The organism is Kitasatospora hibisci (assembly GCF_043950205.1).
GTDB classification, from domain to species: Bacteria; Actinomycetota; Actinomycetes; order Streptomycetales; family Streptomycetaceae; genus Kitasatospora; species Kitasatospora hibisci.
In genome coordinates, this window is sequence record NZ_CP171642.1 from 5,905,745 (window position 1) to 5,930,385 (window position 24,641).

The following is a 24,641-nucleotide window of genomic DNA, read 5'->3' on the forward strand; positions in this document are numbered from 1 at the left end:
GGGGAGGTCCACTCCTCTCCGGGGCGACGCGAAGGCGGGCGAGACTTCGGGAAGGCGCTACGTGAGTCCCAACGGCTCCGACCGCTCGCCGCGGCGCACGATGCGGCGGAAGCTGCCTCAGGCGCTGGCACTGGGCCTCGTCATCGCGACCGCCACCGGCTGCTCGGCCAACGACCTCCCCAGGCTTGGCCTCCCAAGCCCCGTCACCGAGGAAGGGCCGCTGGTCCTCCACATGTGGCAGGGGTCCTGGATCGCGGCACTGGTGGTCGGCGCACTGATGTGGGGTCTGATCCTCTGGAGCGTGATCTTCCACCGGCGCAGCCGCACCGGCGTGGAGATCCCCCCGCAGACCCGGTACAACGTGCCCATCGAGGCGCTTTACACCGCGGTCCCCATCATCATCGTTTCGGTCCTCTTCTACTTCGTCGCCCGCGACGAGACGAGGCTGACCGCCATCTCCGCCAAGCCGCAGCACACGGTCAACGTGGTCGGCTTCCAGTGGAGCTGGGCGTTCAACTACGAGAACACCGAGACGCCCGACCCGGCCAACAAGGACGCTGCCTACGACGTGGGCACGCCGGCCGAGGTGCCGACCCTGTACCTGCCGGTCAACGAGTCGGTGAAGTTCGTCCTGACCTCCCGGGACGTCATCCACGACTTCTGGCCCGTCAACTTCCTGATGAAGATGGACGTCGTCCCGGGCGTGGTGAACCAGTTCGAGGTCACCCCGAACGTCAAGGGCGAGTACATGGGCAAGTGCGCCGAGCTCTGCGGCACCGACCACTCGCGCATGCTGTTCAACGTCAAGGTCGTCGACCGCGCCGACTACGACAAGCACCTGGCGGAGCTGCGGGCCAAGGGCCAGACCGGCGCGGTGCCCTCCGGCATCACGACCATGGGAAGTGAAGAGAAGTGACCATCCTCAACGAGCCCGCCGCGGCCGGCGGGGGCGCCGGGGCCGTCACGGTCGGGGCGCAGCGGACCCGCAAGCCGGGTTCCACCATCATCAAGTGGCTGACCACCACCGACCACAAGACGATCGGCACCCTGTACCTGGGCACGTCGTTCGCCTTCTTCCTGATCGGCGGCATCCTCGCGCTGGTCATGCGCGCCGAGCTCGCCCGTCCCGGGACCCAGATCCTGTCGAACGAGCAGTTCAACCAGGCGTTCACGATGCACGGCACGATCATGCTGCTGATGTTCGCGACGCCGCTCTTCGCCGGCTTCGCGAACTGGATCATGCCGCTCCAGATCGGCGCCCCGGACGTGGCGTTCCCGCGTCTGAACATGTTCGCGTTCTGGCTGTACCTGTTCGGCTCGACCATCGCGGTGGCCGGCTTCATCACCCCGCAGGGTGCGGCCGACTTCGGCTGGTTCGCCTACTCCCCGCTGTCGGACGCCGTCCGCTCGCCGGGTGTCGGCGCCGACATGTGGATCATGGGCCTGGCGTTCTCCGGCTTCGGCACGATCCTCGGTGCGGTCAACTTCATCACCACGATCATCTGCATGCGCGCGCCCGGCATGACGATGTTCCGGATGTCCATCTTCGTCTGGAACGTCCTGCTGACCGCCGTGCTGGTCCTGCTGGCCTTCCCGGTGCTGGCCGCCGCGCTGTTCGCCCTGGAGGCGGACCGCAAGTTCGGGGCGCACGTCTTCGATCCGGCCAACGGCGGAGCGCTGCTCTGGCAGCACCTCTTCTGGTTCTTCGGCCACCCCGAGGTGTACATCATCGCGCTGCCGTTCTTCGGCATCGTGTCGGAGATCATCCCGGTCTTCAGCCGCAAGCCGATGTTCGGCTACTCCGGCCTGATCGCGGCCACCATCGCGATCGCCGGTCTGTCCGTGACGGTGTGGGCGCACCACATGTACGTCACCGGCCAGGTGCTGCTGCCGTTCTTCTCCTTCATGACCTTCCTGATCGCGGTCCCGACCGGTGTGAAGTTCTTCAACTGGGTCGGCACCATGTGGAAGGGCTCGCTGAGCTTCGAGACCCCGATGCTCTGGACGGTCGGCTTCCTGGTGACCTTCCTCTTCGGCGGTCTGACGGGTGTTCTGCTGGCCTCCCCGCCGATCGACTTCCACGTCTCGGACTCGTACTTCGTCGTCGCGCACTTCCACTACGTGGTCTTCGGCACCGTCGTCTTCGCGATGTTCGCCGGCTTCCACTTCTGGTGGCCGAAGATGACCGGCAAGATGCTCGACGAGCGCCTCGGCCGGATCACCTTCTGGACGCTGTTCATCGGCTTCCACGCCACCTTCCTGGTGCAGCACTGGCTCGGCGCGGAGGGCATGCCCCGCCGCTACGCCGACTACCTGGCCTCGGACGGTTTCACCACCCTGAACACCGTCTCGACCATCGGCTCGTTCCTGCTCGGCCTGTCGATCCTGCCGTTCCTCTACAACGTCTGGAAGACCGCCAAGTACGGCGAGAAGATCGAGGTCGACGACCCGTGGGGCTACGGCCGCTCGCTGGAGTGGGCGACCTCCTGCCCGCCGCCGCGGCACAACTTCCTCACCCTCCCGCGGATCCGCTCCGAATCCCCGGCCTTCGACCTCCACCACCCGGAGATCGCCGCGCTGGACTACCTGGAGAACCACGGTGAGCCGGCCAAGCACCTTGCCGGTGTGACCCCGGCGAAGTACGACAACCCGCAGCTGGGCAAGGGCAAGAAGGAGGGCGACGCCTGATGAAGGAACAGGGAAAGATCTTCCTCGGCCTGGCGGTCTTCGTCCTCGCGATGGCGATCACCTACGGCCTGTGGACCAACAGCTCGGACCTCGGTGTCGAGGCGGCCGGTACCACGGCGCTCTTCCTGGCGTTCGCCCTCTGTGCCTTCATCGGGTACTACCTCGCCTTCACCGCCCGGCGGGTGGACAGCGGCGCGGGTGACAACCCCGAGGCCGAGGTCGCGGACGACGCCGGCGAGCTGGGCTTCTTCGCCCCGCACAGCTGGCAGCCGCTCTCGCTCGCGGTCGGCGGCGCGCTCGCCTTCATGGGCGTGATCTTCGGTTGGTGGCTGCTGTACTGGTCGATCCCGATCATCCTGGTCGGCCTGTTCGGCTGGGTCTTCGAGTTCTACCGGGGCGAGAACCAGAACCAGTAGGTTCCGTCCCTCGCACAGGGCCGGGCATCCCGCACGGGGTGCCCGGCCCTGTTGCGTCCCCGGAGTGAGGCCCTCACTCCGCCGGCCCAACGGCGCTTCCCCCGGATGTCGCTCCGCCGCCCACCGTTCCTACGATCTGATCAATCGTGCGAACCCTCGGAGGCGGTCATGGCCGACAGGCGCGGAATCGCAGGTATAGGCAGCATCTCGCTGGCCCTCGCAGTGCTGGTCCCGCTGGCCGCCTGCACGTCCGGCGACAAGGACGACTCCGCCGGCGCCGTCCACAAGGTCGACGCGGCCCCGCTCGTCCACGTGTCGGCCGAGGGCAAGGTGGACCCGTCCCAGCCCGTCACGGTGACCGCCGTGCCCGGCAGCCGGCTCACCGACGTCACCGTGGTCGGCCCGGACGGCCGGGTGGTGGCCGGGACGCTCTCGGAGGACCAGCGCAGCTGGCAGACCACCGGGCGGCTGAAGGCGGCCACCGACTACACCGTCCGGATCGCGGCGGACGACGGCAAGGGCGGCCGCGGTGAGACCACCTCGGCCTTCTCCACCCAGGCGGCGCAGCGCCTGCTGACGGCCAAGCTCGGCCCGGACTCCTCCGGCACCGGCCTCTACGGCGTCGGCCAGCCGCTCACCGTCCAGCTCTCCGAGGCGGTCAAGGACCCGCAGGCCCGTCAGGAGGTCGAGCGCGCCCTGACCGTCACCTCGCAACCGGCCGTCACCGGCGGCTGGTACTGGGTGGACGACAGGAACCTGCACTTCCGCCCGCAGGACTACTGGCCCGTCGGCACCACCGTCAGCCTGGTCTTCGAGGGCACCGGCAGCCGGATCGCGGACGGCCTCTACGGCGGCGACCGCGCCGCCCTGGCGCTGCGGATCGGGGAGCGGGTGGAGTCGGTGGTCGACGCGGCCACCCACGAGCTCACCCTGAAGCGCAACGGCGAGGTGGTCCGGACGATCCCGGTGACCACCGGCAAGCCCGGCTTCGACACCCGCAACGGCGTCAAGGTGGTGCTCGGCCAGGAGCGCCAGGTGCGGATGAGCGGCGAGACGATCGGCATAGCCGCCGGCAGTTCGGAGTCGTACGACCTGAACGTCGAGTGGGCCACCCGGGTGACCTGGAGCGGCGAGTACGTGCACGCGGCGCCCTGGTCGGTGGACTCACAGGGCGTGGCGAACGTCAGCCACGGTTGTACCGGCATGAGCACCGAGAACGCCAAGTGGTTCTACCAGAACACCCGGATCGGCGACCTGGTCACGGTGGTCAACAGCCACGGGGCGACCATGGAGCCGTTCGGCAACGGCTTCGGCGACTGGAACGTGTCCTGGACCGACTGGGTCAAGCACAGCGCCCTCGGACAGGCCGTCAGCACCACTCCGCCGGCCTCCCGGGCCCCCGCCGCCGGGATGATCCGCCCGGAGGTCTGAGCGGCCTCCCGGGCGGGGGCCCGGGACGCCGGTCCTTCGCGCCCGCCGTCCGTCAGCCCTCCTGGCCCGGCTCCCCGTAGGCCAGCCGCAGAGCGGTCTGCGCGGCCGTCAGGGCGTCCGCGAGCGGCACCCCGAGGCGCCGGGCCCGCTCGGCGTACTCGGCGGCGGCCGCGGCGGCCAACCGGTGGCCGGTGTCGCCGGTCGCGGCGATCAGCGTCCCGCCCCGCCCGTGCGTCTCCACCACCCCGTCCGCCTCCAGCTCGCGGTAGGCCCGCGCGACCGTCCCGGCCGCCACCCCGAGCTGCTCGGCCAGCGCCCGCACGGTGGGCAGACGCAGCCCGGTCGGCAGCTCGCCGCTGCGGGCCCGGTCGGCGATCTGCGACCGGATCTGCTCGAACGGGGGAGTGGTGGCGGCGGGGTCGACGGACAGCTCCACGATGGCTCCTGACGAAGGGGTGGCGGACGGAAAAGCCCGAGGGCCGCCGACCAGAAGCGTTCTGGTCGGCGGCCCTCGGGGTGGTGCGGGGTGCTACGGGATCAGTGGTGGCCGTGGCCGCTGGTGATCTCGTGGTGCTCCTCGGAGGTGGGCTTGGGGATCTGGGCGCCCTCTCCGTAGAAGCCGCGGGAGAGCTTGGCCCGGGTGCGGGTGAGGACGCCGGCCCTGCTGGCCACACCGTTCTCGTCCGTCTGGGCCGGCAGCTCGACCGGCTGGACCTGCTCGTGCGCGGTGAGCTTGTACAGGTCGGCCTGCGGCAGCTGCGCGTGGACCTCGACGAACTCGCCGTGCGGCAGGCGCTTGATGACGCCGGTCTCGCGGCCGTGCAGCACCTTCTCCTTGTCCCGGCGCTGGAGGCCGAGGCACCAGCGCTTGGTGATGATGAAGGTGAGGACCGGCACCACGAAGAAGCCCACACGGACGAAGTACGTGATGTCGTTGATCGACAGGTGCAGGTGGGTGGCGAACAGGTCGTTGCCACCACCGATCAGCAGCACCAGGTACAGGCTGATCCAGGCGGCGCCGAGCGCGGTGCGGACCGGGGCGTTGCGCGGGCGGTCCAGGATGTGGTGCTCGCGCTTGTCACCGGTGATCCAGCCCTCGATGAACGGGTAGACCGCGATCGCGGCCAGCACCAGCGGGAAGATCATCAGGGGGATGAACACGCCCAGGTTCAGGGTGTGGCCCCACAGGCCGATCTCCCAGCCCGGCATGACGCGGATCAGACCCTCGGAGAAGCCCATGTACCAGTCGGGCTGGGCGTCCGTGGACACCTGGTCCGGACGGTACGGGCCGTACGCCCAGATCGGGTTGATCGTGGCGATCGCCGAGACGGCCGCGACCAGACCGAACACCAGGAAGAAGAAGCCACCGGCCTTGGCCATGTAGACCGGCATCAGCGGCATGCCGACGACGTTCTTCTCGGTCTTGCCCGGGCCCGCCCACTGGGTGTGCTTGTGGTAGAAGACCAGGATCAGGTGCGCGACCAGCAGGCCGAGCATGATGCCCGGGATCAGCAGCACGTGGATGGTGAAGAACCGCGGCACGATGTCGTGGCCGGGGAACTCGCCCCCGAACAGGAACATCTGGATGTAGGTCCCCACCAGCGGCATGGCGAGGATCGCGCCTTCCATGAACCGGATGCCGGTGCCGGAGAGCAGGTCGTCGGGCAGCGAGTAGCCGAAGAAGCCGTCGAACATGCCCAGGACCAGCAGCAGGAAGCCGAAGACCCAGTTGATCTCACGCGGCTTGCGGAACGCGCCGGTGAAGAACACGCGCATCATGTGCACGAGCATCGCGGCCACGAAGACCAGGGCGGCCCAGTGGTGGATCTGGCGGATCAGCAGACCGCCGCGGACCTCGAAGCTGATGTCGACGGTCGACGCGTACGCCTCGGACATCTGGATGCCCTTGAGCGGGACGTACGACCCGTCGTAGATCACCTCGCCCATGGAGGGCTTGAAGAACAGCGTCAGGTAGACGCCGGTCATGATGATGATGATGAAGGTGTAGAGGCAGATCTCGCCCAGCATGAAGGACCAGTGGTCCGGGAAGATCTTGCGCAGGTTGGCCTTGGCGAGGGAGTAGATCCCCAGCCGGCCGTCCGTCCAGTCAGCAGCGGCTTCCCACTTGTTGGCGGGATTGGCGCGCGTGCTGGCGGGCTTGGCGGCACCGGAGGTGGTGCTGCTCGCGCTACTCATCGAGCACGCTCCCAGTAGCTCGGGCCGACGGGCTCCGCGAAGTCGCCGGTGGCGACCAGGAAGCCCTTCTCGTCAGTGGTGATCTTCAGCTGCGGCAGCGGGTGGCCGGCCGGGCCGAAGATGACGCGCGCGCCGTCCGACAGGTCGAAGGTCGACTGGTGGCAGGGGCAGAGCGCGTGGTGGGTCTGCTGCTCGTAGAGGCTGATCGGGCAGCCGACGTGGGTGCAGATCTTCGAGTAGGCGAGGATGCCCTCGAAGCCCAGCTCCCGGGACTTGTCGTCCTTGATGTCCTCCGGCGCGATGCGCACCAGCATCAGGGCGTCCTTGGCGATCTGCTGCTGGAAGTCCTCGTCGTGGACGTGGAGGCCCTCGGGCATCGCGAAGGTCAGCGACCCCGTGATGATGTCGTCGGCCTTCATCGGCAGGTTGGTGTTCATGTTGATGAGCTGCAGCGGCTTGGCCTCGGTGGCCTCGCGCCAGCCGGTGTGCGCCAGCTTGTCCTCGGGCAGCGGGCCCAGGTCGCGCAGGAGCACCACACCGGACAGCGGCACCAGCGCCATCGAACCGATGAGGGTGTTGCGGATCATCTTGCGGCGGCCGAAGCCGGACTCCGCGGCACCCGTCTTGAACTGATCGATGACGTCGGCGCGGAGCTCGTCGTCGGCCTCGATCGGGTGACGCTCGGCCGGCAGCTCGTGGTCCGACATCAGGGTGCGGGCCCAGTGGACCGCGCCCGCGCCGATCATGAACAGGGCCAGGCCGAGGGTCATGCCCAGGGCGAAGTTCATCTCGCTGATGTGGCCCAGCGGCCAGACGTAGATGATCTTGTCCGGGTCGATGGCCACGAAGGACGCGATGAAGCCGATGGTGGCGAGCATCGAGACCACGAACATCAGCGAGACCTGGCGCTCGGCGCGCTTGGCGGCCCGCTCGTCGATGTCGGTGCGGCGCGGTTCGTGGGCCGGCAGGCCCGGGTCGGCGAACGGGTCGCCGTGGGCGGCCACCTCGTGGTGCCCGGCGGAGCCGTGCGACTCCGGCAGCTTCTCTTCTGACATGTCGTGGCTCATGACTTCTTGGCCTTGGTGGTGTGGGCGGCGACCCAGATCGCGACCGCGATGAGCGTTCCGAGACCGAAGATCCAGCCGAACAGGCCCTCGGTCACCGGACCGAGGCTGCCGAGCGTGAGACCACCGGGGTTCGGCTCATCGTTGGTGGTGTGGCGGACGAAGGCCACGATCTGCTTCTTCTGCTCCTCGGGCATGGTGGTGTCCGGGAACGACGGCATGTTCTGCGGGCCGGTCTGCATGGCCTCGTAGATGTGCTTGGCGTCCACGCCCTCCAGCGACGGGGCGTACTTGCCCTTGGTCAGGGCACCGCCCTGGCCGGCGAAGTTGTGGCACTGGGCGCAGTTGGTGCGGAACAGCTCGCCACCCTTGGAGATGTCCTCGGGGTTGGTCGAGGTGAACTGCTCCTCGGTCGGCGTCACCGGGCCGGGGCCGAGCGAGGACACGAAGGCGGCGAGCTGGTCGATCTCCGCCTGCGAGTAGATGGTCTTCTTGCGCGGCACCTGGGCGCCGGGCTGCTGGGCCGGCATGCGGCCGGTGCCGACCTGGAAGTCGACCGCGGCGGAGCCGACGCCGACCAGGCTCGGACCGTCGCTGCTGCCCTGGCCGTTCAGGCCGTGGCAGGAGGAGCAGCCCACGGCGAAGAGCTTCTTGCCCTCATCGATCGCGAGCGACTGCGCGGCGACGTCGGCCTGCGCCTTGTCGGCGGGCGCGAACGCGGCGTACAGCCCCCCGGTTGCCGCCAGGGCGAGAAGTAGGACGACCAGCGCCGCCAATGGGTGGCGCCGTCGTGCGGAGAGCTTTTTCACGGAATAACCCCGGTGTCAGGATCTGGTCGACTGGTGGGTGCACCCGGCGGCCGGTCTGGCCGGCACGAGGCTGCCTCTCTAGGGCTGCGCGCGCGGTCGGTCGGTGGGAGCGTCGGCACCGGACGAAGCGGCCCGTCGCCGGTGAGGGCGGGGCCGTGCGCCGGTGGCCAGCGACCTGATCAGCTGGTTACTTGATCAGGTAGATGGTCGCGAACAGGCCGATCCACACGACGTCGACGAAGTGCCAGTAGTACGACACCACGATCGCGGCGGTGGCCTGCTCGTGCGTGAACCGCTTGGCTGCGTACGTCCGTCCCAGGACCAGCAGGAAGGCGATCAGACCACCCGTCACGTGCAGACCGTGGAAGCCGGTGGTCAGGTAGAACACCGTGCCGTACGGGTCGGAGGACAGCGAGAGGCCGTCCTTCTTGACCAGCTCGGTGTACTCGAAGACCTGGCCGCCGATGAAGATCGCGCCCATCACGAAGGTGATGACGAACCACGAGCGGAGCTTCTTCACGTCCCCGCGCTCGGCGGCGAAGACGCCGAGCTGGCAGGTCAGCGAGGAGAGCACCAGGATCGTGGTGTTGACCGAGGAGAAGGGCACGTTGAGGGCGTGCGCCTTCTCGGTCCAGAACTCGGCTCCCTTGACGGAGCGGAGCGTGAAGTACATCGCGAAGAGGGCCGCGAAGAACATCAACTCGGAACTGAGCCAGACGATCGTTCCGACGCTGACCATGTTCGGCCGGTTGACCGATCCGTGCGCGTGCCCGGTTTCTACTGCTGTTGCTGTCGCCACGACGGACATTATGTCGGTCCCTTATTCCGTCTTCACGCCGGGGGGTCTCCCTCGGAGTGTCCGGTGCGTGCGGTATGCCCCGGTGGCGCCGGGCGGGGCTTCCGGACGGCGGCTGAGCAGCGGCGTGTCCCTTTTCTGACGGTTCTTCGCGGGCCCCTTCGACCCCCTTGCCCAGCGTGTCGCTGCACCGCTGCGAGGGGCCCGGGAAGTAAGGGGAGCGGCCCCGCAGTCGGCCGTACGGGTGGACTGCGTGCGCGGGGGTGACGGGCCGTCCTCCGGGAGGGTGAGCCGGGGGCGCGGCGGCTTGAGGGGGATCGTGCGGGACGGCCTCGGCGGGGGGTGATCGGGAGTAGCATCCGGAGTGAGGTGAACGTGGTCCGGATCACACGTGAGGGAGCAGGGCCCATGGCGTACAAGTCCGACGAGAGGCTGACCGTCCTCGTCTACAGCCACGACCGCAACACCCGCGAGCAGGTGCTGACGGCCCTCGGCCGCCGGCCCGCCGAGGACCTTCCGGAGCTGGACCACCTGGAGTGCGCGACGCACCCCGCAGTGCTGAAGGCGCTGGAGAAGGGGGGCGTCGACCTCTGCGTGCTGGACGGCGAGGCGGTGCCGGCGGGCGGGCTGGGGCTCGGGCGGCAGCTGAAGGACGAGATCTACGGCTGCCCGCCGGTACTGGTGCTGATCGGCCGGCCGCAGGACACCTGGCTGGCCGCCTGGAGCCGGGCCGACGCCGCGATCTCCCGGCCGGTGGACCCGGTGGCGCTCGCGGAGGCCGCCGCCACGCTGCTGCGGGCCCGGGTGGCCAAGCGGGCGCCTGCCGTCCGCTAGGCCGCGCCCCGCGGGCGCCGTCTCAGTACGAGAGAAGAAGTCCGGCGGCGGGACCTCGGCGTCCCGCCGCTCGATAGGCTGGCTCCATCCGTACGGACATCCCTTTCCGGGAACCGACAACAGCTGGAGTCAGCCATGGTGAACGTGAACCCTGCGAACGGCGGCAACGACCCCGTGCAGGTGGTCCGCACCTGGCCCGACGTCCTGTCGGCACTGCTCAGGGGTGAGGACCTCGACCGCTCCGCCTCCTCCTGGGCGATGGACCGGATCATGAGCGGCGAGGCCTCCCCGGCCCAGGTGGCCGGCTTCATGGTGGCGCTCCGCTCCAAGGGCGAGACGGTGGAAGAGGTCACCGGCCTGGTGGACGCGATGTACGCGCACGCCGAGCCCCTCAGCATCCCCGGCCCGGCGGTGGACATCGTGGGCACCGGCGGCGACCGGGCCAAGACGGTGAACATCTCCACCATGTCCGCGATCGTCGCCGCCGCGGCCGGCGCCAAGGTGGTCAAGCACGGCAACCGGGCGGCGAGCTCCGCCAGCGGCTCCTCGGACGTCCTGGAGAAGCTCGGCATCAGCCTCGACCTGTCCGCCCGGCGGGTGGCCGAGGTGGCCGAGGAGGTCGGCCTCACCTTCTGCTCCGCGGCGCGCTTCCACCCGTCGATGCGGCACGCCGCGACCGCCCGGCGCGACCTCGGCGTTCCGACCGCGTTCAACATCCTCGGCCCGCTGACCAACCCGGCGCGGGTGACCGCGCACGCGGTCGGCTGCTTCGACACCCGGCTGGCCGGGCTGATCGCCGGCGTGCTGGCCGGGCGCGGCGCCCGCGCGCTGGTCTTCCGCGGCGACGACGGCCTGGACGAACTGACCATCACCACCACCTCGCGGGTCTGGGTCGTCCGCGACGGCGAGGTCACCGAGACCACCTTCGACCCGCGTGCGGTCGGCATCGAGCCGGTCGGCATCGAGGCGCTGCGCGGCGGCGACCCGGCGTACAACGCGGATGTGGCCCGCCGGCTGCTGGCGGGCGAGCACGGGCCGGTCCGGGACGCCGTCCTGCTGAACACGGCCTCGGCCCTGGTGGCGCTCGACCTCACCGACGCGCCGCTCGCCGAGCAGCTCGCGGCGGGCATGGCGCGGGCCGCCCGGGCGATCGACTCCGGCGCCGCACAGGATCTGCTGAAGCGCTGGGCGGAGGCCACCAGCAAGGCGTGAGAAGGCAGTCGGGGCCCGCGGGGAGGCGTTCCCGCGGGCCCCTCGCGCTGTCCGGATGGCGGAATGCCGTTTGACCGCCCCGGCGGGCGCGACCTAGAGTCCTGGCCAGGTCATGAGTGACAGCGCGAAGCCCCAGCTTGCTGTCCGGCAACCCTCCGTCCGTGGCGGGGTGCCCTGGGTGAGGACCGGGCTCCGTGGCGATCCGTCCGCGGGGCAAGCGCGGACGCCGGACGGCATGCACCCCGGGGTCCTCACCCCGTGAAGGAGTGCACCCGTGTCCCTCGTCTCCACCGAACTCCGTGCCCCGCTCGCCGTCCTCGGCCGCGACGTGCAGGTCCCGCTCGCCGACGGTGCGAAGGTCGAGTACGCCGCGCTCGACTACGCCGCCAGCTCCCCGGCGCTGCAGCGGGTCTGGGACGACGTCGCCGCCTACGCTCCCTACTACGGCAGCGTGCACCGCGGCGCCGGCTACCTCTCCCAGCTCTCCACCGACCTGTTCGAGCAGAGCCGCCGCACCGTCGCCGAGTTCCTGGACCTGCGCGAGGGCGACCAGGTGGTCTTCACCCGGGCCACCACCGACTCGCTCAACCTGCTGGCCGGTGCCGTTCCGGCGGGTACCCGGGTCTTCGCCTTCGAGACCGAGCACCATGCCTCACTGCTGCCGTGGGCCCACGCCGGGCTGGCCGTCACCTACCTGCGAGCCCCTCGCTCGCGGGCCGAGGCGGTCGCCGCCCTGGACACCGCGCTGGCCGCGGCGCCCGAGGGGCCCAAGCTGCTCTGCGTCACCGGGGCCTCGAACGTCACCGGCGAGCTCTGGCCGGTCGCCGAGCTGACCCGGACCGCCCACCGGTACGGCGCCCGGGTGGTGCTGGACGCCGCCCAGCTCGCCCCGCACCACCGGGTCTCGGTCCGGGAGCTGGACGTGGACTGGATCGCCTTCTCCGGCCACAAGATCTACGCGCCGTTCGGTGCCGGGGTGCTGGCCGGCCGCGCCGACTGGCTGGACGCGGCCGAGCCCTACCTGGCCGGCGGCGGCGCGACCCGGACGGTCGCCCGGGAGACCGACGGCTCGGTCGCCGTGCAGTGGCACACCGGCCCGGCCCGGCACGAGGCCGGCTCGCCGAACGTGATCGGCGCCTACGCCATCGCCTCTGCCTGCCGGGCGCTCGCCGAGGCGGGCTGGGACGCGCTGGAGGCCCGCGAGCAGCAGCTGGTCGCCCGGCTCACGGCAGGCCTGGCCGGGATCCCGCAGGTGAAGGTGCTGAACCTGTTCGGCGCCGACTCCGCCCGGGTGGGCGTCCTCTCCTTCGTCGTCGAGGGCTGGAACAGCTCGCACTTCTCGGCCGCGCTCTCCGCCGAGTACGGCATCGGGGTGCGCGACGGCCTCTTCTGTGCGCACCCGCTGGTGCGCACGCTGCTCGGCGACGAGGACGTGGCACCGTCGGAGTGCGGTGCCCCCGAGCCGTCGCTGCCGGGTGAGCGGAGCCTGAACGCGATCCGGGTCAGCTTCGGCGCCGGTACCCCGGACGAGCACGTCGAGCGGTTCCTGGCCGCCGTCCGCGAGCTGGTCACGGACGGCGCGGCGTGGACCTACCGCAACGAGGGCGGCCGCTGCGTCGCGTCGGTGCAGGTCGACCGGGGCCGGCGCGCGGGCTGAGCCGGCCCTGAGCGGCACGGGCGGGGACTACTCGTCCAGGCCGAGCGCGAAGGCGGCCTCCAGGTCGTGCTGGGAGTACGTGCGGAAGGCGATCTGGGTCTCGGTGTGGGCCACGCCCGGGACCTTGTTCAGCCGGCCGGGGATGACCTCGGCCAGGTCGTCGTGGCGGCGCACCCGCACCATCGCCACCAGGTCGTAGCCGCCCGTGACCGAGTAGACCTCGCTGACGCCCTCGATGGCCGCGATCGCCTCGGCGATCTCCGGGATGCGGTCGACGCTGGTCTTGATCAGGACGATGGCGGTGATCACTGTTCCGGCTCCTTTGTGAGGTGCCGCCAGGGTATCGGGCGTCAGCCAGGGCGTCGCGGGAGACGGGTGGCGAGCGTGCAGGCGTAGAGGAAGCCGGCCGCGAAGCCGATCACGTGCACCAGGTAGGCCACCCTCCCCCAGTCCGGCGGTTGGGAGGTGCCCGCGGACCCGGCCGCGTTCACCGACCACCACTGGAGAACGAACCAGAGCCCGAGCACCACCCAGGCCGGGAACCGCAGCGGCAGGAAGAGCAGCAGCGGGACGAGCGTGGTGACCCGGGCCCGCGGGTTCAGCCGCAGGTAGGCGCCGAGCACGGCCGAGATCGCCCCCGAGGCACCGATCAGGACCCGGGTGGAGTCCGGCGCGTGCGCCTCGGCCAGCGCGAACCCGTACGTCGCCAGCGAGCCGGCCGCCAGGTAGAAGAGGGCGAACCGGGTCCGGCCGACCCGCTCCTCGACGGTGGGGCCGAAGACGTAGAGGAAGAGCAGGTTGCCCAGCAGGTGCAGCCAGCCGGCGTGCAGGAAGAGCGCGCTGAGCACCGAGAGCGCCGGGTGCTTGCCCGGCGTCGGGGCGGCCGGGCAGCCGGGCACCGGGTCGGGGGCCTGCGCCAGCTGTTCGGCGGTCAGCGGCCGGCCGGCCAGCAGTTCGGCGGGGACGGCTCCCCAGCGCTGCTCGTACCGCTGCTCGGCGCAGACCCGGGCCTGCCCGCGGCCGTACAGGGGGTTGATGCCGGCCGCCGGGCCGAGCAGGAAGACCAGGACGTTGAGTGCGATCAGGGCGTAACTGACGGCCGGGACCGCCGCGGCCGGGCGACCGCCCCGCGCACCGGTGTGGTCGAGGACCGGGATCGCCATGCGGCCAAGCATCCCTCCGCCGGGCACCGGTGACACCGGGCGTGCGGCAGGTGGGCTAACTGCGGAACGCCCTGACCGGTGGCCGCGGTGGTCGCCCCAGGCAATAGGCTTGGGGCGGGCATTCCCGCCTCCCGCCGCCGATGCCGGGGCTCCGGGGGGAGCGCCTGAGCCCATCCAGGGACCACCCGAGAGGATCCCCGATGACCGTCCCCGCTCTGACGCCCGAGACCCGTTGGCGCTGCACGCTCTGCGGCAACCTCACCCGCTTCGACGTGACCCGGTCGCTGCGGGTGACCGAGTTCCTCCACTTCGACCTCGCCGGCGAGTCCGAGGTGGAGGAGACCGAGGTGCACAACGAGACCGTCGAGTCGGTGCGCTGTCGCTGGTGCAACGCGGTGGACCAGGTCGAACTGGTGGCCCGCCCGGGCGCTGAGGACACGGCGCCGTCCGAGGGCGCCGAGCAGGGCTGATGCCGGACCGTGCGGTGGGCGGCAGGGCCGTCCGCCGCACGGGACAATGACAGGCGGAGCGCACGGAGCGTGACGACGGGGACGGCCGCGGTCGGCCGTACCCGCTGGACCAGGATCGGAGCCGAGGACGTGGTGGACGCAGCGAACGAGCCCGCGGGGCCGCAGGGGCGGCAGCCCGCTGTGGACGCGCAGGCGCCGGACGCGGCCGAGACCGCGGCCGCCCCGTCCGCAACCGCGGCCCCGGCCGGGCCGGCCGCCGGTGAGGAGCCCGGCGAGGAGCCGGCGGCAGGCCGCGCCGCCGAGCAGCTCGACCGGCCGCTGCCCGAGGGCGTGCGCCGCCGGGTGGTCGGCCTCGCCGCCGACGCGCTCGGCGGGCTGCCCCCGGGCGACCTGCCGCAGTCGCTGCGCCAGTACGCCAAGTTCACCCCGGCCCGGCGGGCCAAGTACGCGGCCACCGCGCTGGCCGCTGCGCTGGAGTCCGAGCCGGCCTTCCGGGTGCGGATAGCGGACCGGCTGCGGCTGGGCCAGCCCGACCTCGTCCGGGCCCTGGAGTCGGGCACCGTCCCCGCGGCCGCCGACCCGATGGACGTCGCCGCCGCGGCCTACCTGGTCCGTTCGGCGGGCTGGAGCCGGCTGGTGGCCGAGGCCGGTGAGGAGGCCGAACGCGCCGGCGCCGAGGGTGCGGCGGCGGAGGCGGCCCAGCTGGTGGAGAAGCTGCAGGCGGAGCTGGCCGAGCTGCGGGCCGCCGCCCGGGCCGACCTGGACCGGCACCGGGCCGAGTCGGACGACGTCCGCAAGGAGGGCGACTCGCTGCGGCGGAAGGTGCGGTCGCTGGAGAGCGACACCCGCCGGGCGCAGGCCGAGACCCGTCGGGTCTCGGCCGAACTGGAGGCGCTGAAGGCGCAGGCCGCCGCCGAGCGCAGCGCGGCCGAGAGCGAGGCGCGCCGGCTGCGGCACCGGATCTCCGAGCTGGAGACCACCGTGGAGCAGGGGCGCCGTTCGGCCCGCGAGGGGCGCAGCGTCGAGGACATGCGGCTGCGGCTGCTGCTGGACACCGTCCTGCAGTCGGCGCAGGGGCTGCAGCGGGAGCTTGCGCTGCCGGTCTCCCAGATCCGCCCGGCGGACCTGGTGGAGGCGGTGGTGCCGGGGTCGGCCTCGCCGCACGACGTGGCCCGGCGCGCCCTGGCCGAGGACGATCCGGCGCTGCTGGACCAGCTGCTGGCGATCCCGCAGGTGCACCTGGTGGTGGACGGCTACAACGTGACCAAGACCGGCTATCCGACGCTGCCCCTGGAGCAGCAGCGGATCCGGCTGCTGGGCGGTCTGGCGATGCTGGCACAGCGCACGCAGGCGGAGGTCACCTGCGTGTTCGACGGGCAGGACCTGGACGTACCGGTGATCATGGCGCCGCCGCGCGGCGTCCGGGTGCGCTTCAGCCGGACCGGGGAGACCGCGGACGAGCTGATCCGCCGCCTGGTGCGGGCCGAGCCGCAGGGCCGTCCGGTGGTGGTGGTCTCCACCGACCGGGAGGTCGCGGAGGGCGTGCGGAAGGCGGGCGCGCGCCCCGTCGCGTCGGTGCTGCTGCTGAATCGGCTGGCTCGGCCGTAGGCTTCCGCTGTGACCGGGCGGACGTACGTGACACCTGGTCGGCGCCCGGTTTGCCGGGGTGTGGCGATCTCGTGAAGTCATGGCGGGCGGCCGGAGTTCACGCCATCGGGGGAGTGGCGGAAAGCCTGGATCTTCACTAGGGTCTGGCGTCAAACCTATTTTCCGGATTCTCACTCGATCGGGTGAGTCCATTGGAAGAAGGAGCCGGTCCCTTGGCCTCCCACCGCCGTCCCAAGCAGCCGAGCCGCGCGCGGGTCTCCGTGCTCACCGCTGCCGCTGCGACCGCGGTCGCTCTCTCCGCCCAGGTCGCCGCCCACGCCGCGCCCAGCCCGTCGCCGAAGAAGGACGACGTGAAGGCGCAGATCGACCAGCTGCAGGAGGAGGCCGAGCAGGCCACCGAGAAGTACAACGGCGCCAAGGAGCGGGCCGACCAGCTCCGCAAGCAGGCCGACCAGCTGCAGGACCAGGTGGCTCGCGGCCAGGACGAGATGACCCAGCTTCAGGGTGGGCTGGCCGCGGTGGCCGGCGAGCAGTACCGCACCGGCGGCATCGACCCGTCGGTCCAGCTGATGCTCTCCTCCGACCCGTCCGGCTACCTGGACAAGGCCTCCAGCGTGCAGCAGGCCTCCTCCAGCCAGACCGAGGCGCTCAAGGGGCTGCAGGACCAGCAGCGCCGGCTGGACCAGCAGAAGGCCGAGGCCGCCGCCGTCCTCGCTTCGCTGGACAGCACGACCAAGGACCTCAACCAGGCCAAGACGGACGTCAACAAGAAGCTGAAGGAGGCCCAGGACCTCCTGAACTCGCTCAGCGCCGCCGAGCGGGCCTCCCTGCGCGCCGCGCAGCAGGCGGAGGACCGCGCCTCGCGCGGCGCCGAGCGCGCGGACCTCGGCAGCCTGCCGCAGGCGAGCGGCTACGCCGGCACGGCCGTCTCCATCGCCATGAGCAAGCAGGGCTCTCCGTACGTCTGGGGTGCCACCGGGCCGAGCACCTTCGACTGCTCGGGCCTGATGGTCTTCGCGTACGGCAAGGCCGGTGTCTCGCTGCCGCGCACCTCGCAGGCGCAGGGCAACGTCGGCACCCGGGTGCCCTCGCTCGCCGAGGCCCAGCCCGGGGACCTGATCATCTACCGCAGCGACCGCAGCCACGTCGGGATGTACATCGGCAACGGCATGGTCGTGCACGCGCCGCACACCGGTGACGTGGTGAAGGTGATGAAGGCCGACGCGATGCCGATCAACACCATCCGCCGGGTCTGACGGACCGACACGCCCCCGCGGGCGCCCCGGAGCGGACCTGTGATCCGCGCCACCCCGATTCCGGAGGGTGGCGCGGGTTTCTTCTGTTCCGATGACAAGCGATCAGCTCCGCGTACGGTGGCGATCACATCCGGTCATATTCACAAATGAATATGGATGATGTTCCGGCTTTTTTCTGACAAGGATTTGAACGGATCACGGTTCTGTTACTAGGGTCGGGCCTTGAACCACCGCACAGTCGATCACCCAGCCTGGGTGGCGGCGGAGGTTTACCGCCGAGTTCGCGAAGCAGCGGGACGGGCCGCAGGCCCGTCCGAGTGGGAGCCCAGTAGTCGGGGGCGCTGTGGAACGGAGCCGGGGAACCATGTTCCTCCGGGGTGAATCGGCGCCAGGTCGGCCGGTGGAACGGCCGATGAGGCGTCGTAGGGCCTTCTTCCGGCCCGAACCCGTCAGCTCACCCGGTAGGCGGACGTTGGAAGAAGGAGTCCGCCTTCGTGGCGTCCCATCGTCGTCCCAAGCCCGCCGGCCGCGCCCGTGTCTCGATCCTGACCGGTGTCGCCGCCGCGGCCGTCGCCCTCTCCGCGCAGTCCGGTGCCCACGCCGACCCGACGCCGACCAAGGACCAGGTCAAGGAGCAGGTCGACCAGCTCAACGAGCAGGCCGAGGTCGCGACCGAGAAGTACAACGGCGCCCAGGCCAAGCAGCAGGAGCTGCAGAAGCAGGTCGGCGAGCTGCAGGACAAGGTGGCCCGTCAGCAGGCCGCGGTCACCGAGGCCCAGGGCGGCCTCGCCGAGATCGCCGGTGAGCAGTACCGGACCGGCGGCATATCGTCGACCGTCCAGCTGATGCTCTCGTCCAGCCCCGACAACTTCCTCAACCAGGCCGGGGCGCTGACCCAGGCGAGCAGCACCCAGTCCGGCGTGCTGAAGGACCTCCAGGAGCAGCAGCGCAGGCTCGACCAGGACCGCAACGAGGCCCAGGCGAAGCTCGGCGAGCTGGAGACCACCACCCAGCAGCTGAAGGCCTCCAAGGAGGAGGTGCAGGCCAAGCTGGCCAAGGCCCAGGACCTGCTCAACACGCTGACCGAGCAGGAGCGCCGCGCGATCCGCGAGGCCGAGGAGAAGGCCGCCGCCGAGGCGAAGGCCCAGGCGGACGCCGCCGCGAAGGCCGCGAAGGCGAAGGCGGACTCCGAGCGCGCCTCCCGTGACACCAGCCGCACCGACCTGTCCGGTTCCGGCTCGGGTGCCGCGACCGCGACCCCCGCCCCGGCCCCCAAGCCGGTCGCCGCGGGCAGCTCGCGCGGTGCCGCGGCGCTCTCCATCGCCGCCGGAAAGGTCGGCAGCCCGTACGTCTACGGCGCCGCGGGCCCGAACTCCTTCGACTGCTCGGGCCTGATGGTCTGGGCGTTCAACCAGGCCGGCGTGTCGCTGCCGCGCACCTCGCAGGAGCAGGCCCACGCCGGCACCCGGGTCGGCTCGGACCTCTCCCAGGCCCAGCCCGGTGACCTGCTGATCTTCTACAGCGACGCCCACCACGTGGGGATCTACGCCGGCAACGGCCAGGTGCTCCACGCGCCCAAGCCGGGCGCCTCGGTGCGCTACGAGGCGGTCTCAAACATGCCGCTGGCCTCCGTCGTGCGCGTCTGATCCGCAGTCGGTTCCGACAGGCCCGGTCTCCCCAGGTGGGGAGGCCGGGCCTGCGGCTTTCCCGGCGGCTCGTCCTGATGTCCGATGAGGGGGCGAATATTCGGGTTGGGAGGGGTTTGGACTCGCTTGCCCGGACTCGCTAACGTCTGCCACCGGACTCCCGTAGAGAGCCGCCCACCCCGGCGCGGCCGCGGGGCCGGGCCGCAGGATCGGAGCCGCCGCCGCATGTCCGTGCACCGTCGTTCCCAGCTGTCGGGGGCACACGCCCTCGCCCGTGCGCTGGTGCTGACCGCCGCGGCCACCACCGTGCTCGGCATGGCGACGGGCGGCCCCGCCCAGGCCGCCCCGGGACCGGACGGGTCGGCCGACCGCAAGGAAGTCAAGGCCCGGGTGGAGCAGCTGTACGACGAGGCCGAGCAGGCCTCCGAGCGGTTCAACGCGGCGCAGGAGGCGCAGCAGCAGCTGCAGCACGAGGCCGGCACTCTCCAGCAACAGGTCGCCGTCGCCCAGGACGAGCTCAACCAGCTGCGCGGCGACCTCGCCACCGTGGCCGGCGCCGAGTACCGCGGCGGCGGACTGGCGCAGACCGTCCAGCTGATGCTCGCCACCGACCCCGAGGGGTACCTGGCCAAGGCCCGCACCCTCGACCAGGCCTCCGAGCGGCAGAGCGAGACGTTGCGCGAGGTGGTGGCCCGTCAGCGGCGGCTCGACCAGCGCCGCACCGAGGCCTCCGGCAAGCTCGCCGAGCTGGAGCAGACCCGCCGCGCCCTGGCCGAGAGCAAGCAGCAGATCCAGCAGCGGCTGGCCAAGGCGCAGCGGCTGCTCAACAGCCTGGGCGGGGCGGAGCGGGCCCGGATGGCCGCCCAGGACGCCCGCGAGGCCGAGCAGCGCGCCACCCGCGGCACCGACCGGCTCGACCTGGGGAGCGCCCCGCCCGCGTCCGAGCGCGGTGCGGCCGCACTGGCCGCCGCCGTGAAGATGATCGGCTCGCCCTACGTGTACGGATCCACCGGGCCCCGCGCGTTCGACTGCTCCGGTCTGATGTACTGGAGCTGGCGGCAGGCCGGAGTGACCCTGCCGCGCACTTCGCAGGCCCAGGCGTCGGCCGGCCAGCGGGTCAGCCTCTCCGACGCGCGACCGGGAGACCTGGTGATCTTCTACCGGGACATGCACCACGTCGGCATGTACGCCGGCGGCGGGGTGATCGTGCACGCCCCCTATCCGGGTGCGAAGGTGCGGTACGAGAGCGTCAACGCCATGCCCGTCGCGGGGGTGGTCCGGCTCTGAGCCGGACCGGCCGCCCGCCGGCCCCCGCCGCACCCGCCGACCCTGCGGCCCGCCGCTGCACGCTGTCCCGGCGCGGCGCCCTGCTGCTCGCGGCCGGTGGGCTGGCCCAACTGTCGCTGCCCCGGGCCGCTCCCGCCGCACCGGCGGGCGCGGTGTCGGCGGACCGGCGCTCCGAGGTCGCGGCGGTGCTGGCCGGGCGCGCCCGCGCACTCGCCGCCGGGGTGGCCGGGGTGCCGCTGGTCGAGGCGGCCTACCGCAACCTCGTGCTGGGCCCGGCCGGTGCGCCGGACCGGGCGGTGGCCACCGCCGAGCTGGTGGTCCGGGTGGCCGGCTACGACGCGTACCCGGTGGTGCACCAGCGCCGGCTGGCGCTGCTGCGCACCGGGGCCGGGTGGCAGGTGGAGCGCGAGGAGGGCGCGGGCGGCCCGCCCCCGCTCTGGGACCTCGGCCCGGTCGCGGCCGCGGACGGCGGGCACTGCCTGGTGCTCGGCCTGGCCGGCGGGCCGGACCCGGCCGAGCTCGTCGAGGTGGCCGACCGGGCCGTCCCGGCGGTGAGCGAGGTCTGGGGGAAGGACTGGCCCGGCCGGCTGCTGCTGCACCTGCCCGCCACCGAGGAGCAGTTCGCCCGGCTGCTGGAGGCCGATCCGGACGGCTGGACCGGCATGGCGGCCGTCACCACCGCGGCTTCCGGCGCGCCCTGGCACACCCCGGCCGACCGGGTGCTCGTCAACCCGGAGGCGTACGGCGGGCTGAGCGGCTTCGGCCGCCAGGTGGTCGTCACCCACGAGGCGGTGCACGTGGCGACCAGGGCGGACACCCGGGCCTGGACGCCGCTCTGGCTCTCCGAGGGCGTCGCCGACTGGACCGGCTACCGGGGCTCGGGCCGTACGCCGAAGCAGATCGCCCCCGAGCTCGCCCGGGACGTCGCGGTCGGGCGGCTGCCCGCGGAGCTGCCCGCCGACGAGGACTTCACGGCCGGGGCCGTGGGCATCGCCCAGGCGTACGAGCAGTCCTGGCTGGCCTGTGAGGTGATCGCGCGCCGGTTCGGCCCGGAGGGGCTGGTCGCGCTCTACCGGGCGGCCGGGGCGTCCGACCCGGGGGGCGAGGACCGGGAGCCGTGGCTGGACCGCCTGCTCCGGTCGGAACTGGGGCTCGGGCTGGCCGAGTTCACCGCCCTCTGGCTGGCCGAGGTCCGGCGGCTCACCTCCTGAGCGCCCGGCTGCGTGCGGGCCCGGCGGCCGAGGGCCGGCGGCTAGCGCCGTTCGCCGGTGGCGGCCGGGTGGTCGATGCCGTCCAGCAGGTCCTGCTCGTAGGCGATGCCGGGTCGCACCGGGTAGGCACCCGCCGGATCCGGCCGCTCCAGCACCACGGTGGCCGGGAGCTGGACGGGCCCGCGGGTGGAGCTCCAGAGCCGGACGCAGGAGAGCACGGCGGCGGCCACCAGCAGCAGGTTGCGCAGGGCCAGCACGGTGATCGCGCCCGGCTCGCTGCCGACCACCTTGCTGAACATCAGGGGGAACTCCACCAGGGTCAGCGGTGTCGCGGCCAGGATCAGCACCGCCACCGGCCGCTGGCTGGTGCCGCGCACGGTCAGGCAGACCGCCGCCGCGCCGACCAGCCAGACCAGGTACTGCGGGCTGATCACCCGGCTGGTCACGGTGAAGACCAGCAGCGCGGCCAGCGCCGCGTCGTACATGGTCGCCGCGTTGCGGCGGCGGGCGGTGAAGCGCCAGAGCAGCAACCAGCCGAAGCCCAGCAGGGTGCCGGCCATCATCACCTTGCCGACCACGTCCACCCACGGCCCGAGCATCTCCACCGAGCCGTAGTTCATCATCACCTTGCCGTCCCAGGCCCCGGCGATCCGGGCGAAGTGCAGCGGCAGCGCGCCCACCGACTCCACCTCGACGCCGCGGTCCTTCTGGAACGTCAGGAACTCGAACGCGCCGTTCATCCCCGCCGCGAGCAGGAAGCCCACCGAGACGGCGGCGGCCACCGCGGACGTCCAGGCGCGGCGGGTGCGCCGGCCGGACGGGGTGCCGATCAGGCCGAGCAGCGGCCAGATCTTGACGATCCCGCCCAGGCCCAGCAGCAGGCCGCCGAGCGCCGGGCGGCGGATCAGCGCCAGCAGGCCGGCCACCGCCACCGCGGTGACGATCACGTCGTACCGGTTGTAGATCATCGGGCCGAGCAGCGGCACGCCGGCCACCCAGACCCAGGCGCCGGTCAGCGCCCGGCCCTTGCGGACGCCGACCCGGACCAGCAGGGCCATCGCCACCGCGTCCGCGACACCGCAGATCACCCAGAACGAGACCAGGTAGGACCAGGGGAGCAGTCCGGGCAGCATGATCACCAGGGCGGCGCCGGGCGGGTACTGCCAGGTGACGTCGTCCAGCGGGAAGGTGCCGGTCTGCAGCACGCCGTACCAGCCGTGGTAGATCAGCCAGACGTCGGCGGTGATGTCCCCGCCGGGCATCCGCAGCACACCGGTCACCAGCAGCACGAGCAGTGCCCGGGTCGCCAGCCAGGTGACTCCCAGGGCGAGCAGCGCCCCGGTGCGCCCGGCGGGGCCGCCGGGCGCACCGGGCACCCCGGAGGCGGGTGCGGGCTCCCGGCGGACGGCCAGGGCCGTGCCGGGGCCGTCGGCGCCGCTGGATGTACCGGACTCGGTGGCCGGGGCCAACTCCACTGCGCTCCCTCGTTCGTCTCGGACGTCCCACCGGAGGCGCCGCGCGACGGACGCCCGGGCGGTCGGTGGAGGGCGCTGCGCCGTCGTCCGGGCGGGCCCCACCGGCTGCCTAGGTACTAGGACAGACCCGGAGGTGGAACGGTTGCCGTGCACGGTTGCGTTCCCGGCGGGTCGTGGTGTTGACCTATCGTACGGATCACCCAGCGGTACACCGAGCACCCCCCGACCGAGCGAGCCGTGGCCCGATGCACAAGACCTTGATCGTCACCAACGACTTCCCGCCCAGGCCCGGCGGTATCCAGGCCTTCGTCCACAACATGGCTGTCCGTCAGCCTGCCGGGAGCATCGTGGTGTACGCCTCGACCTGGCGCGACGGCAGCGAGGTGGCGCGCTTCGACGCCGAACAGCCCTTCCCGGTGATCCGGGACCGTACGAAGGTGATGGTTCCCACACCGCGGGTCACCCGCCGGGCCGCCGAGATCCTCCGCGCCGAGGGCTGCGACGGCGTCTGGTTCGGGGCGGCCGCCCCGCTCGGGCTGATGGCGCCCGCGCTGCGCCGTGCCGGGGCCGGCCGGCTGCTCGGCATGACGCACGGGCACGAGGCGGCCTGGGCCCAGCTCCCGGCCGCCCGGCAGCTGCTGCGCCGGATCGGCGCGGGCACCGACATCCTGACCTACCTCGGCGAGTACACCCGTTCCCGGATCGCCGGCGCGGTCGGCCCGGAGGCGGCCGGGCGGATGGTGCAGTTGCCGCCCGGCGTGGACGAGACGACCTTCCACCCGGAGTCCGGCGGGGCCGAGGTGCGCCGTCGGCTCGGCCTGGCGGACCGTCCGGTGGTGGTCTGCGTGTCCCGGCTGGTGCCGCGCAAGGGCCAGGACACCCTGATCGAGGCGATGCCGCAGATCCTCGCCGACGTGCCGGACGCCGTGCTGCTGATCGTCGGAGGCGGCCCGTACCGGGCGGACCTGGAGAAGCTCGTCGACGCCCGGGGCGTGCGTGCCTCGGTGATGTTCACCGGTTCGGTGCCGTGGGAGGAGCTGCCGGCCCACTACGGCGCCGGGGACGTCTTCGCGATGCCGTGCCGCACCCGGCGGGGCGGGCTGGACGTCGAGGGCCTGGGCATCGTCTACCTGGAGGCCTCGGCGACCGGCCTGCCGGTCGTGGCCGGGGACTCCGGCGGTGCGCCGGACGCGGTGCTGGAGGGCGAGACCGGCTACGTCGTCCCGGGCGGCTCGCCGGCCGCCTCGGCCGAGCGGATCGTCCGGCTGCTGAAGGACGAGGAGCTGCGGCGCCGGATGGGCGAGGCCGGGCGCCGCTGGGTGGAACGCTCCTGGCGCTGGGACCTGCTGGCCGGGCGGCTCACCTCGCTGCTGGCCGGCTCCGACCGGCCGTAGGGCCCGTGCACGGCCGGTGCGGCCCGCC

Annotated in this window: 22 protein-coding genes and 2 riboswitches; of the genes, 14 read left to right on the forward strand and 8 right to left on the reverse strand. The window is 72.0% G+C overall.

Going from position 1 to position 24,641, the window contains the following annotated elements; genetic code table 11:
• The first annotated feature begins 61 nt into the window (after window positions 1-61).
• The 4 genes from ctaC (at window position 62) to ACF9IK_RS25875 (ending at window position 4,535) form a co-directional block, all read left to right on the forward strand.
• Window positions 62-916 carry an aa3-type cytochrome oxidase subunit II gene (gene ctaC, locus ACF9IK_RS25860; RefSeq protein ID WP_395296487.1) on the forward strand — a complete coding sequence of 285 codons (855 nt, stop codon included), beginning with the start codon at window positions 62-64 and terminating at the stop codon, window positions 914-916.
• The gene (gene ctaD, locus ACF9IK_RS25865) at window positions 913-2,688 is read left to right on the forward strand and encodes an aa3-type cytochrome oxidase subunit I (protein WP_395296488.1); all 1,776 of its coding nucleotides are present in this window, start codon (window positions 913-915) and stop codon (window positions 2,686-2,688) included. The genes ctaC and ctaD overlap by 4 nt, the downstream gene beginning before the upstream one ends.
• On the forward strand, window positions 2,688-3,104 hold the full coding sequence (locus tag ACF9IK_RS25870; RefSeq protein WP_395296489.1) for a cytochrome c oxidase subunit 4: 417 nt from the start codon (window positions 2,688-2,690) through the stop codon (window positions 3,102-3,104). The genes ctaD and ACF9IK_RS25870 overlap by 1 nt, the downstream gene beginning before the upstream one ends.
• Window positions 3,105-3,272: 168 nt before the next feature.
• Window positions 3,273-4,535 (forward strand): L,D-transpeptidase, encoded by a 1,263-nt coding sequence (locus tag ACF9IK_RS25875; protein ID WP_395296490.1) that lies wholly within the window; start codon window positions 3,273-3,275, stop codon window positions 4,533-4,535.
• 52 nt (window positions 4,536-4,587) lie between these two features.
• Here ACF9IK_RS25875 and ACF9IK_RS25880 read toward each other — a convergent pair whose 3' ends face one another.
• The 5 genes from ACF9IK_RS25880 to ctaE all read right to left on the reverse strand — a co-directional run bounded on the left by ACF9IK_RS25880 (window position 4,588) and on the right by ctaE (window position 9,412).
• Window positions 4,588-4,971, reverse strand: a complete 384-nt coding sequence (locus ACF9IK_RS25880) for a GntR family transcriptional regulator (protein WP_395296491.1) — start codon at window positions 4,969-4,971, stop codon at window positions 4,588-4,590.
• 101 nt (window positions 4,972-5,072) lie between these two features.
• A complete protein-coding gene (gene qcrB / locus ACF9IK_RS25885; RefSeq protein ID WP_395296492.1) occupies window positions 5,073-6,731 on the reverse strand; it encodes a cytochrome bc1 complex cytochrome b subunit in 1,659 nt (552 codons plus the stop codon).
• Window positions 6,728-7,798, reverse strand: coding sequence for a cytochrome bc1 complex Rieske iron-sulfur subunit (gene qcrA, locus ACF9IK_RS25890; RefSeq protein ID WP_428846374.1), 1,071 nt, complete (start codon window positions 7,796-7,798; stop codon window positions 6,728-6,730). Before qcrA ends, qcrB begins: the two co-directional genes overlap by 4 nt.
• Window positions 7,795-8,604, reverse strand: a complete 810-nt coding sequence (gene qcrC / locus ACF9IK_RS25895) for a cytochrome bc1 complex diheme cytochrome c subunit (protein WP_395296494.1) — start codon at window positions 8,602-8,604, stop codon at window positions 7,795-7,797. Before qcrC ends, qcrA begins: the two co-directional genes overlap by 4 nt.
• Window positions 8,605-8,791: 187 nt before the next feature.
• Window positions 8,792-9,412, reverse strand: a complete 621-nt coding sequence (gene ctaE, locus ACF9IK_RS25900) for an aa3-type cytochrome oxidase subunit III (RefSeq protein ID WP_238740439.1) — start codon at window positions 9,410-9,412, stop codon at window positions 8,792-8,794.
• A gap of 396 nt (window positions 9,413-9,808) precedes the next feature.
• Between ctaE and ACF9IK_RS25905 the strand changes: the two genes are divergently transcribed.
• The 3 genes from ACF9IK_RS25905 (at window position 9,809) to ACF9IK_RS25915 (ending at window position 13,103) form a co-directional block, all read left to right on the forward strand.
• Window positions 9,809-10,234 (forward strand): hypothetical protein, encoded by a 426-nt coding sequence (locus tag ACF9IK_RS25905; RefSeq protein WP_395296495.1) that lies wholly within the window; start codon window positions 9,809-9,811, stop codon window positions 10,232-10,234.
• A 135-nt stretch (window positions 10,235-10,369) separates the two neighbouring features.
• Window positions 10,370-11,446: an anthranilate phosphoribosyltransferase gene (gene trpD / locus ACF9IK_RS25910; RefSeq protein WP_395296496.1), complete on the forward strand. Its 1,077-nt coding sequence runs from the start codon at window positions 10,370-10,372 to the stop codon at window positions 11,444-11,446.
• 108 nt (window positions 11,447-11,554) lie between these two features.
• A riboswitch (SAM riboswitch) is annotated at window positions 11,555-11,672 on the forward strand.
• A 48-nt stretch (window positions 11,673-11,720) separates the two neighbouring features.
• A complete protein-coding gene (locus ACF9IK_RS25915; protein WP_395296497.1) occupies window positions 11,721-13,103 on the forward strand; it encodes an aminotransferase class V-fold PLP-dependent enzyme in 1,383 nt (460 codons plus the stop codon).
• Between the two features lie 27 nt (window positions 13,104-13,130).
• Here the strand turns inward: ACF9IK_RS25915 and ACF9IK_RS25920 are convergent, their stop codons facing one another.
• Together ACF9IK_RS25920 and ACF9IK_RS25925 are read right to left on the reverse strand one after the other, a co-directional pair.
• On the reverse strand, window positions 13,131-13,412 hold the full coding sequence (locus ACF9IK_RS25920; RefSeq protein ID WP_030240061.1) for an Lrp/AsnC ligand binding domain-containing protein: 282 nt from the start codon (window positions 13,410-13,412) through the stop codon (window positions 13,131-13,133).
• Window positions 13,413-13,453: 41 nt separating this feature from the next.
• Window positions 13,454-14,266, reverse strand: a complete 813-nt coding sequence (locus ACF9IK_RS25925; RefSeq protein ID WP_395296498.1) for a rhomboid family intramembrane serine protease — start codon at window positions 14,264-14,266, stop codon at window positions 13,454-13,456.
• A gap of 200 nt (window positions 14,267-14,466) precedes the next feature.
• On the opposite strand from ACF9IK_RS25925, the gene ACF9IK_RS25930 reads away from it, so the two are divergent.
• The 6 genes from ACF9IK_RS25930 (at window position 14,467) to ACF9IK_RS25955 (ending at window position 21,744) form a co-directional block, all read left to right on the forward strand.
• A complete protein-coding gene (locus ACF9IK_RS25930; protein ID WP_395296499.1) occupies window positions 14,467-14,736 on the forward strand; it encodes a hypothetical protein in 270 nt (89 codons plus the stop codon).
• 318 nt (window positions 14,737-15,054) lie between these two features.
• A complete protein-coding gene (locus ACF9IK_RS25935) occupies window positions 15,055-16,344 on the forward strand; it encodes an NYN domain-containing protein (RefSeq protein ID WP_395298681.1) in 1,290 nt (429 codons plus the stop codon).
• A gap of 212 nt (window positions 16,345-16,556) precedes the next feature.
• Window positions 16,557-17,600 carry a C40 family peptidase gene (locus ACF9IK_RS25940; RefSeq protein ID WP_395296500.1) on the forward strand — a complete coding sequence of 348 codons (1,044 nt, stop codon included), beginning with the start codon at window positions 16,557-16,559 and terminating at the stop codon, window positions 17,598-17,600.
• A 329-nt stretch (window positions 17,601-17,929) separates the two neighbouring features.
• Window positions 17,930-18,084: riboswitch (cyclic di-AMP (ydaO/yuaA leader) on the forward strand.
• Window positions 18,085-18,094: 10 nt separating this feature from the next.
• A complete protein-coding gene (locus tag ACF9IK_RS25945) occupies window positions 18,095-19,246 on the forward strand; it encodes a C40 family peptidase (RefSeq protein ID WP_395296501.1) in 1,152 nt (383 codons plus the stop codon).
• Between the two features lie 225 nt (window positions 19,247-19,471).
• Window positions 19,472-20,533: a C40 family peptidase gene (locus ACF9IK_RS25950; RefSeq protein ID WP_395296502.1), complete on the forward strand. Its 1,062-nt coding sequence runs from the start codon at window positions 19,472-19,474 to the stop codon at window positions 20,531-20,533.
• A gap of 152 nt (window positions 20,534-20,685) precedes the next feature.
• Window positions 20,686-21,744 (forward strand): hypothetical protein, encoded by a 1,059-nt coding sequence (locus tag ACF9IK_RS25955; protein ID WP_395296503.1) that lies wholly within the window; start codon window positions 20,686-20,688, stop codon window positions 21,742-21,744.
• A 41-nt stretch (window positions 21,745-21,785) separates the two neighbouring features.
• On the opposite strand, the gene ACF9IK_RS25960 is transcribed toward ACF9IK_RS25955, so the two are convergent.
• On the reverse strand, window positions 21,786-23,219 hold the full coding sequence (locus ACF9IK_RS25960; protein ID WP_395296504.1) for a glycosyltransferase 87 family protein: 1,434 nt from the start codon (window positions 23,217-23,219) through the stop codon (window positions 21,786-21,788).
• Window positions 23,220-23,464: 245 nt separating this feature from the next.
• On the opposite strand from ACF9IK_RS25960, the gene ACF9IK_RS25965 reads away from it, so the two are divergent.
• A complete protein-coding gene (locus ACF9IK_RS25965) occupies window positions 23,465-24,613 on the forward strand; it encodes a glycosyltransferase family 4 protein (protein ID WP_395296505.1) in 1,149 nt (382 codons plus the stop codon).
• The last annotated feature ends 28 nt before the right edge of the window (window positions 24,614-24,641 follow it).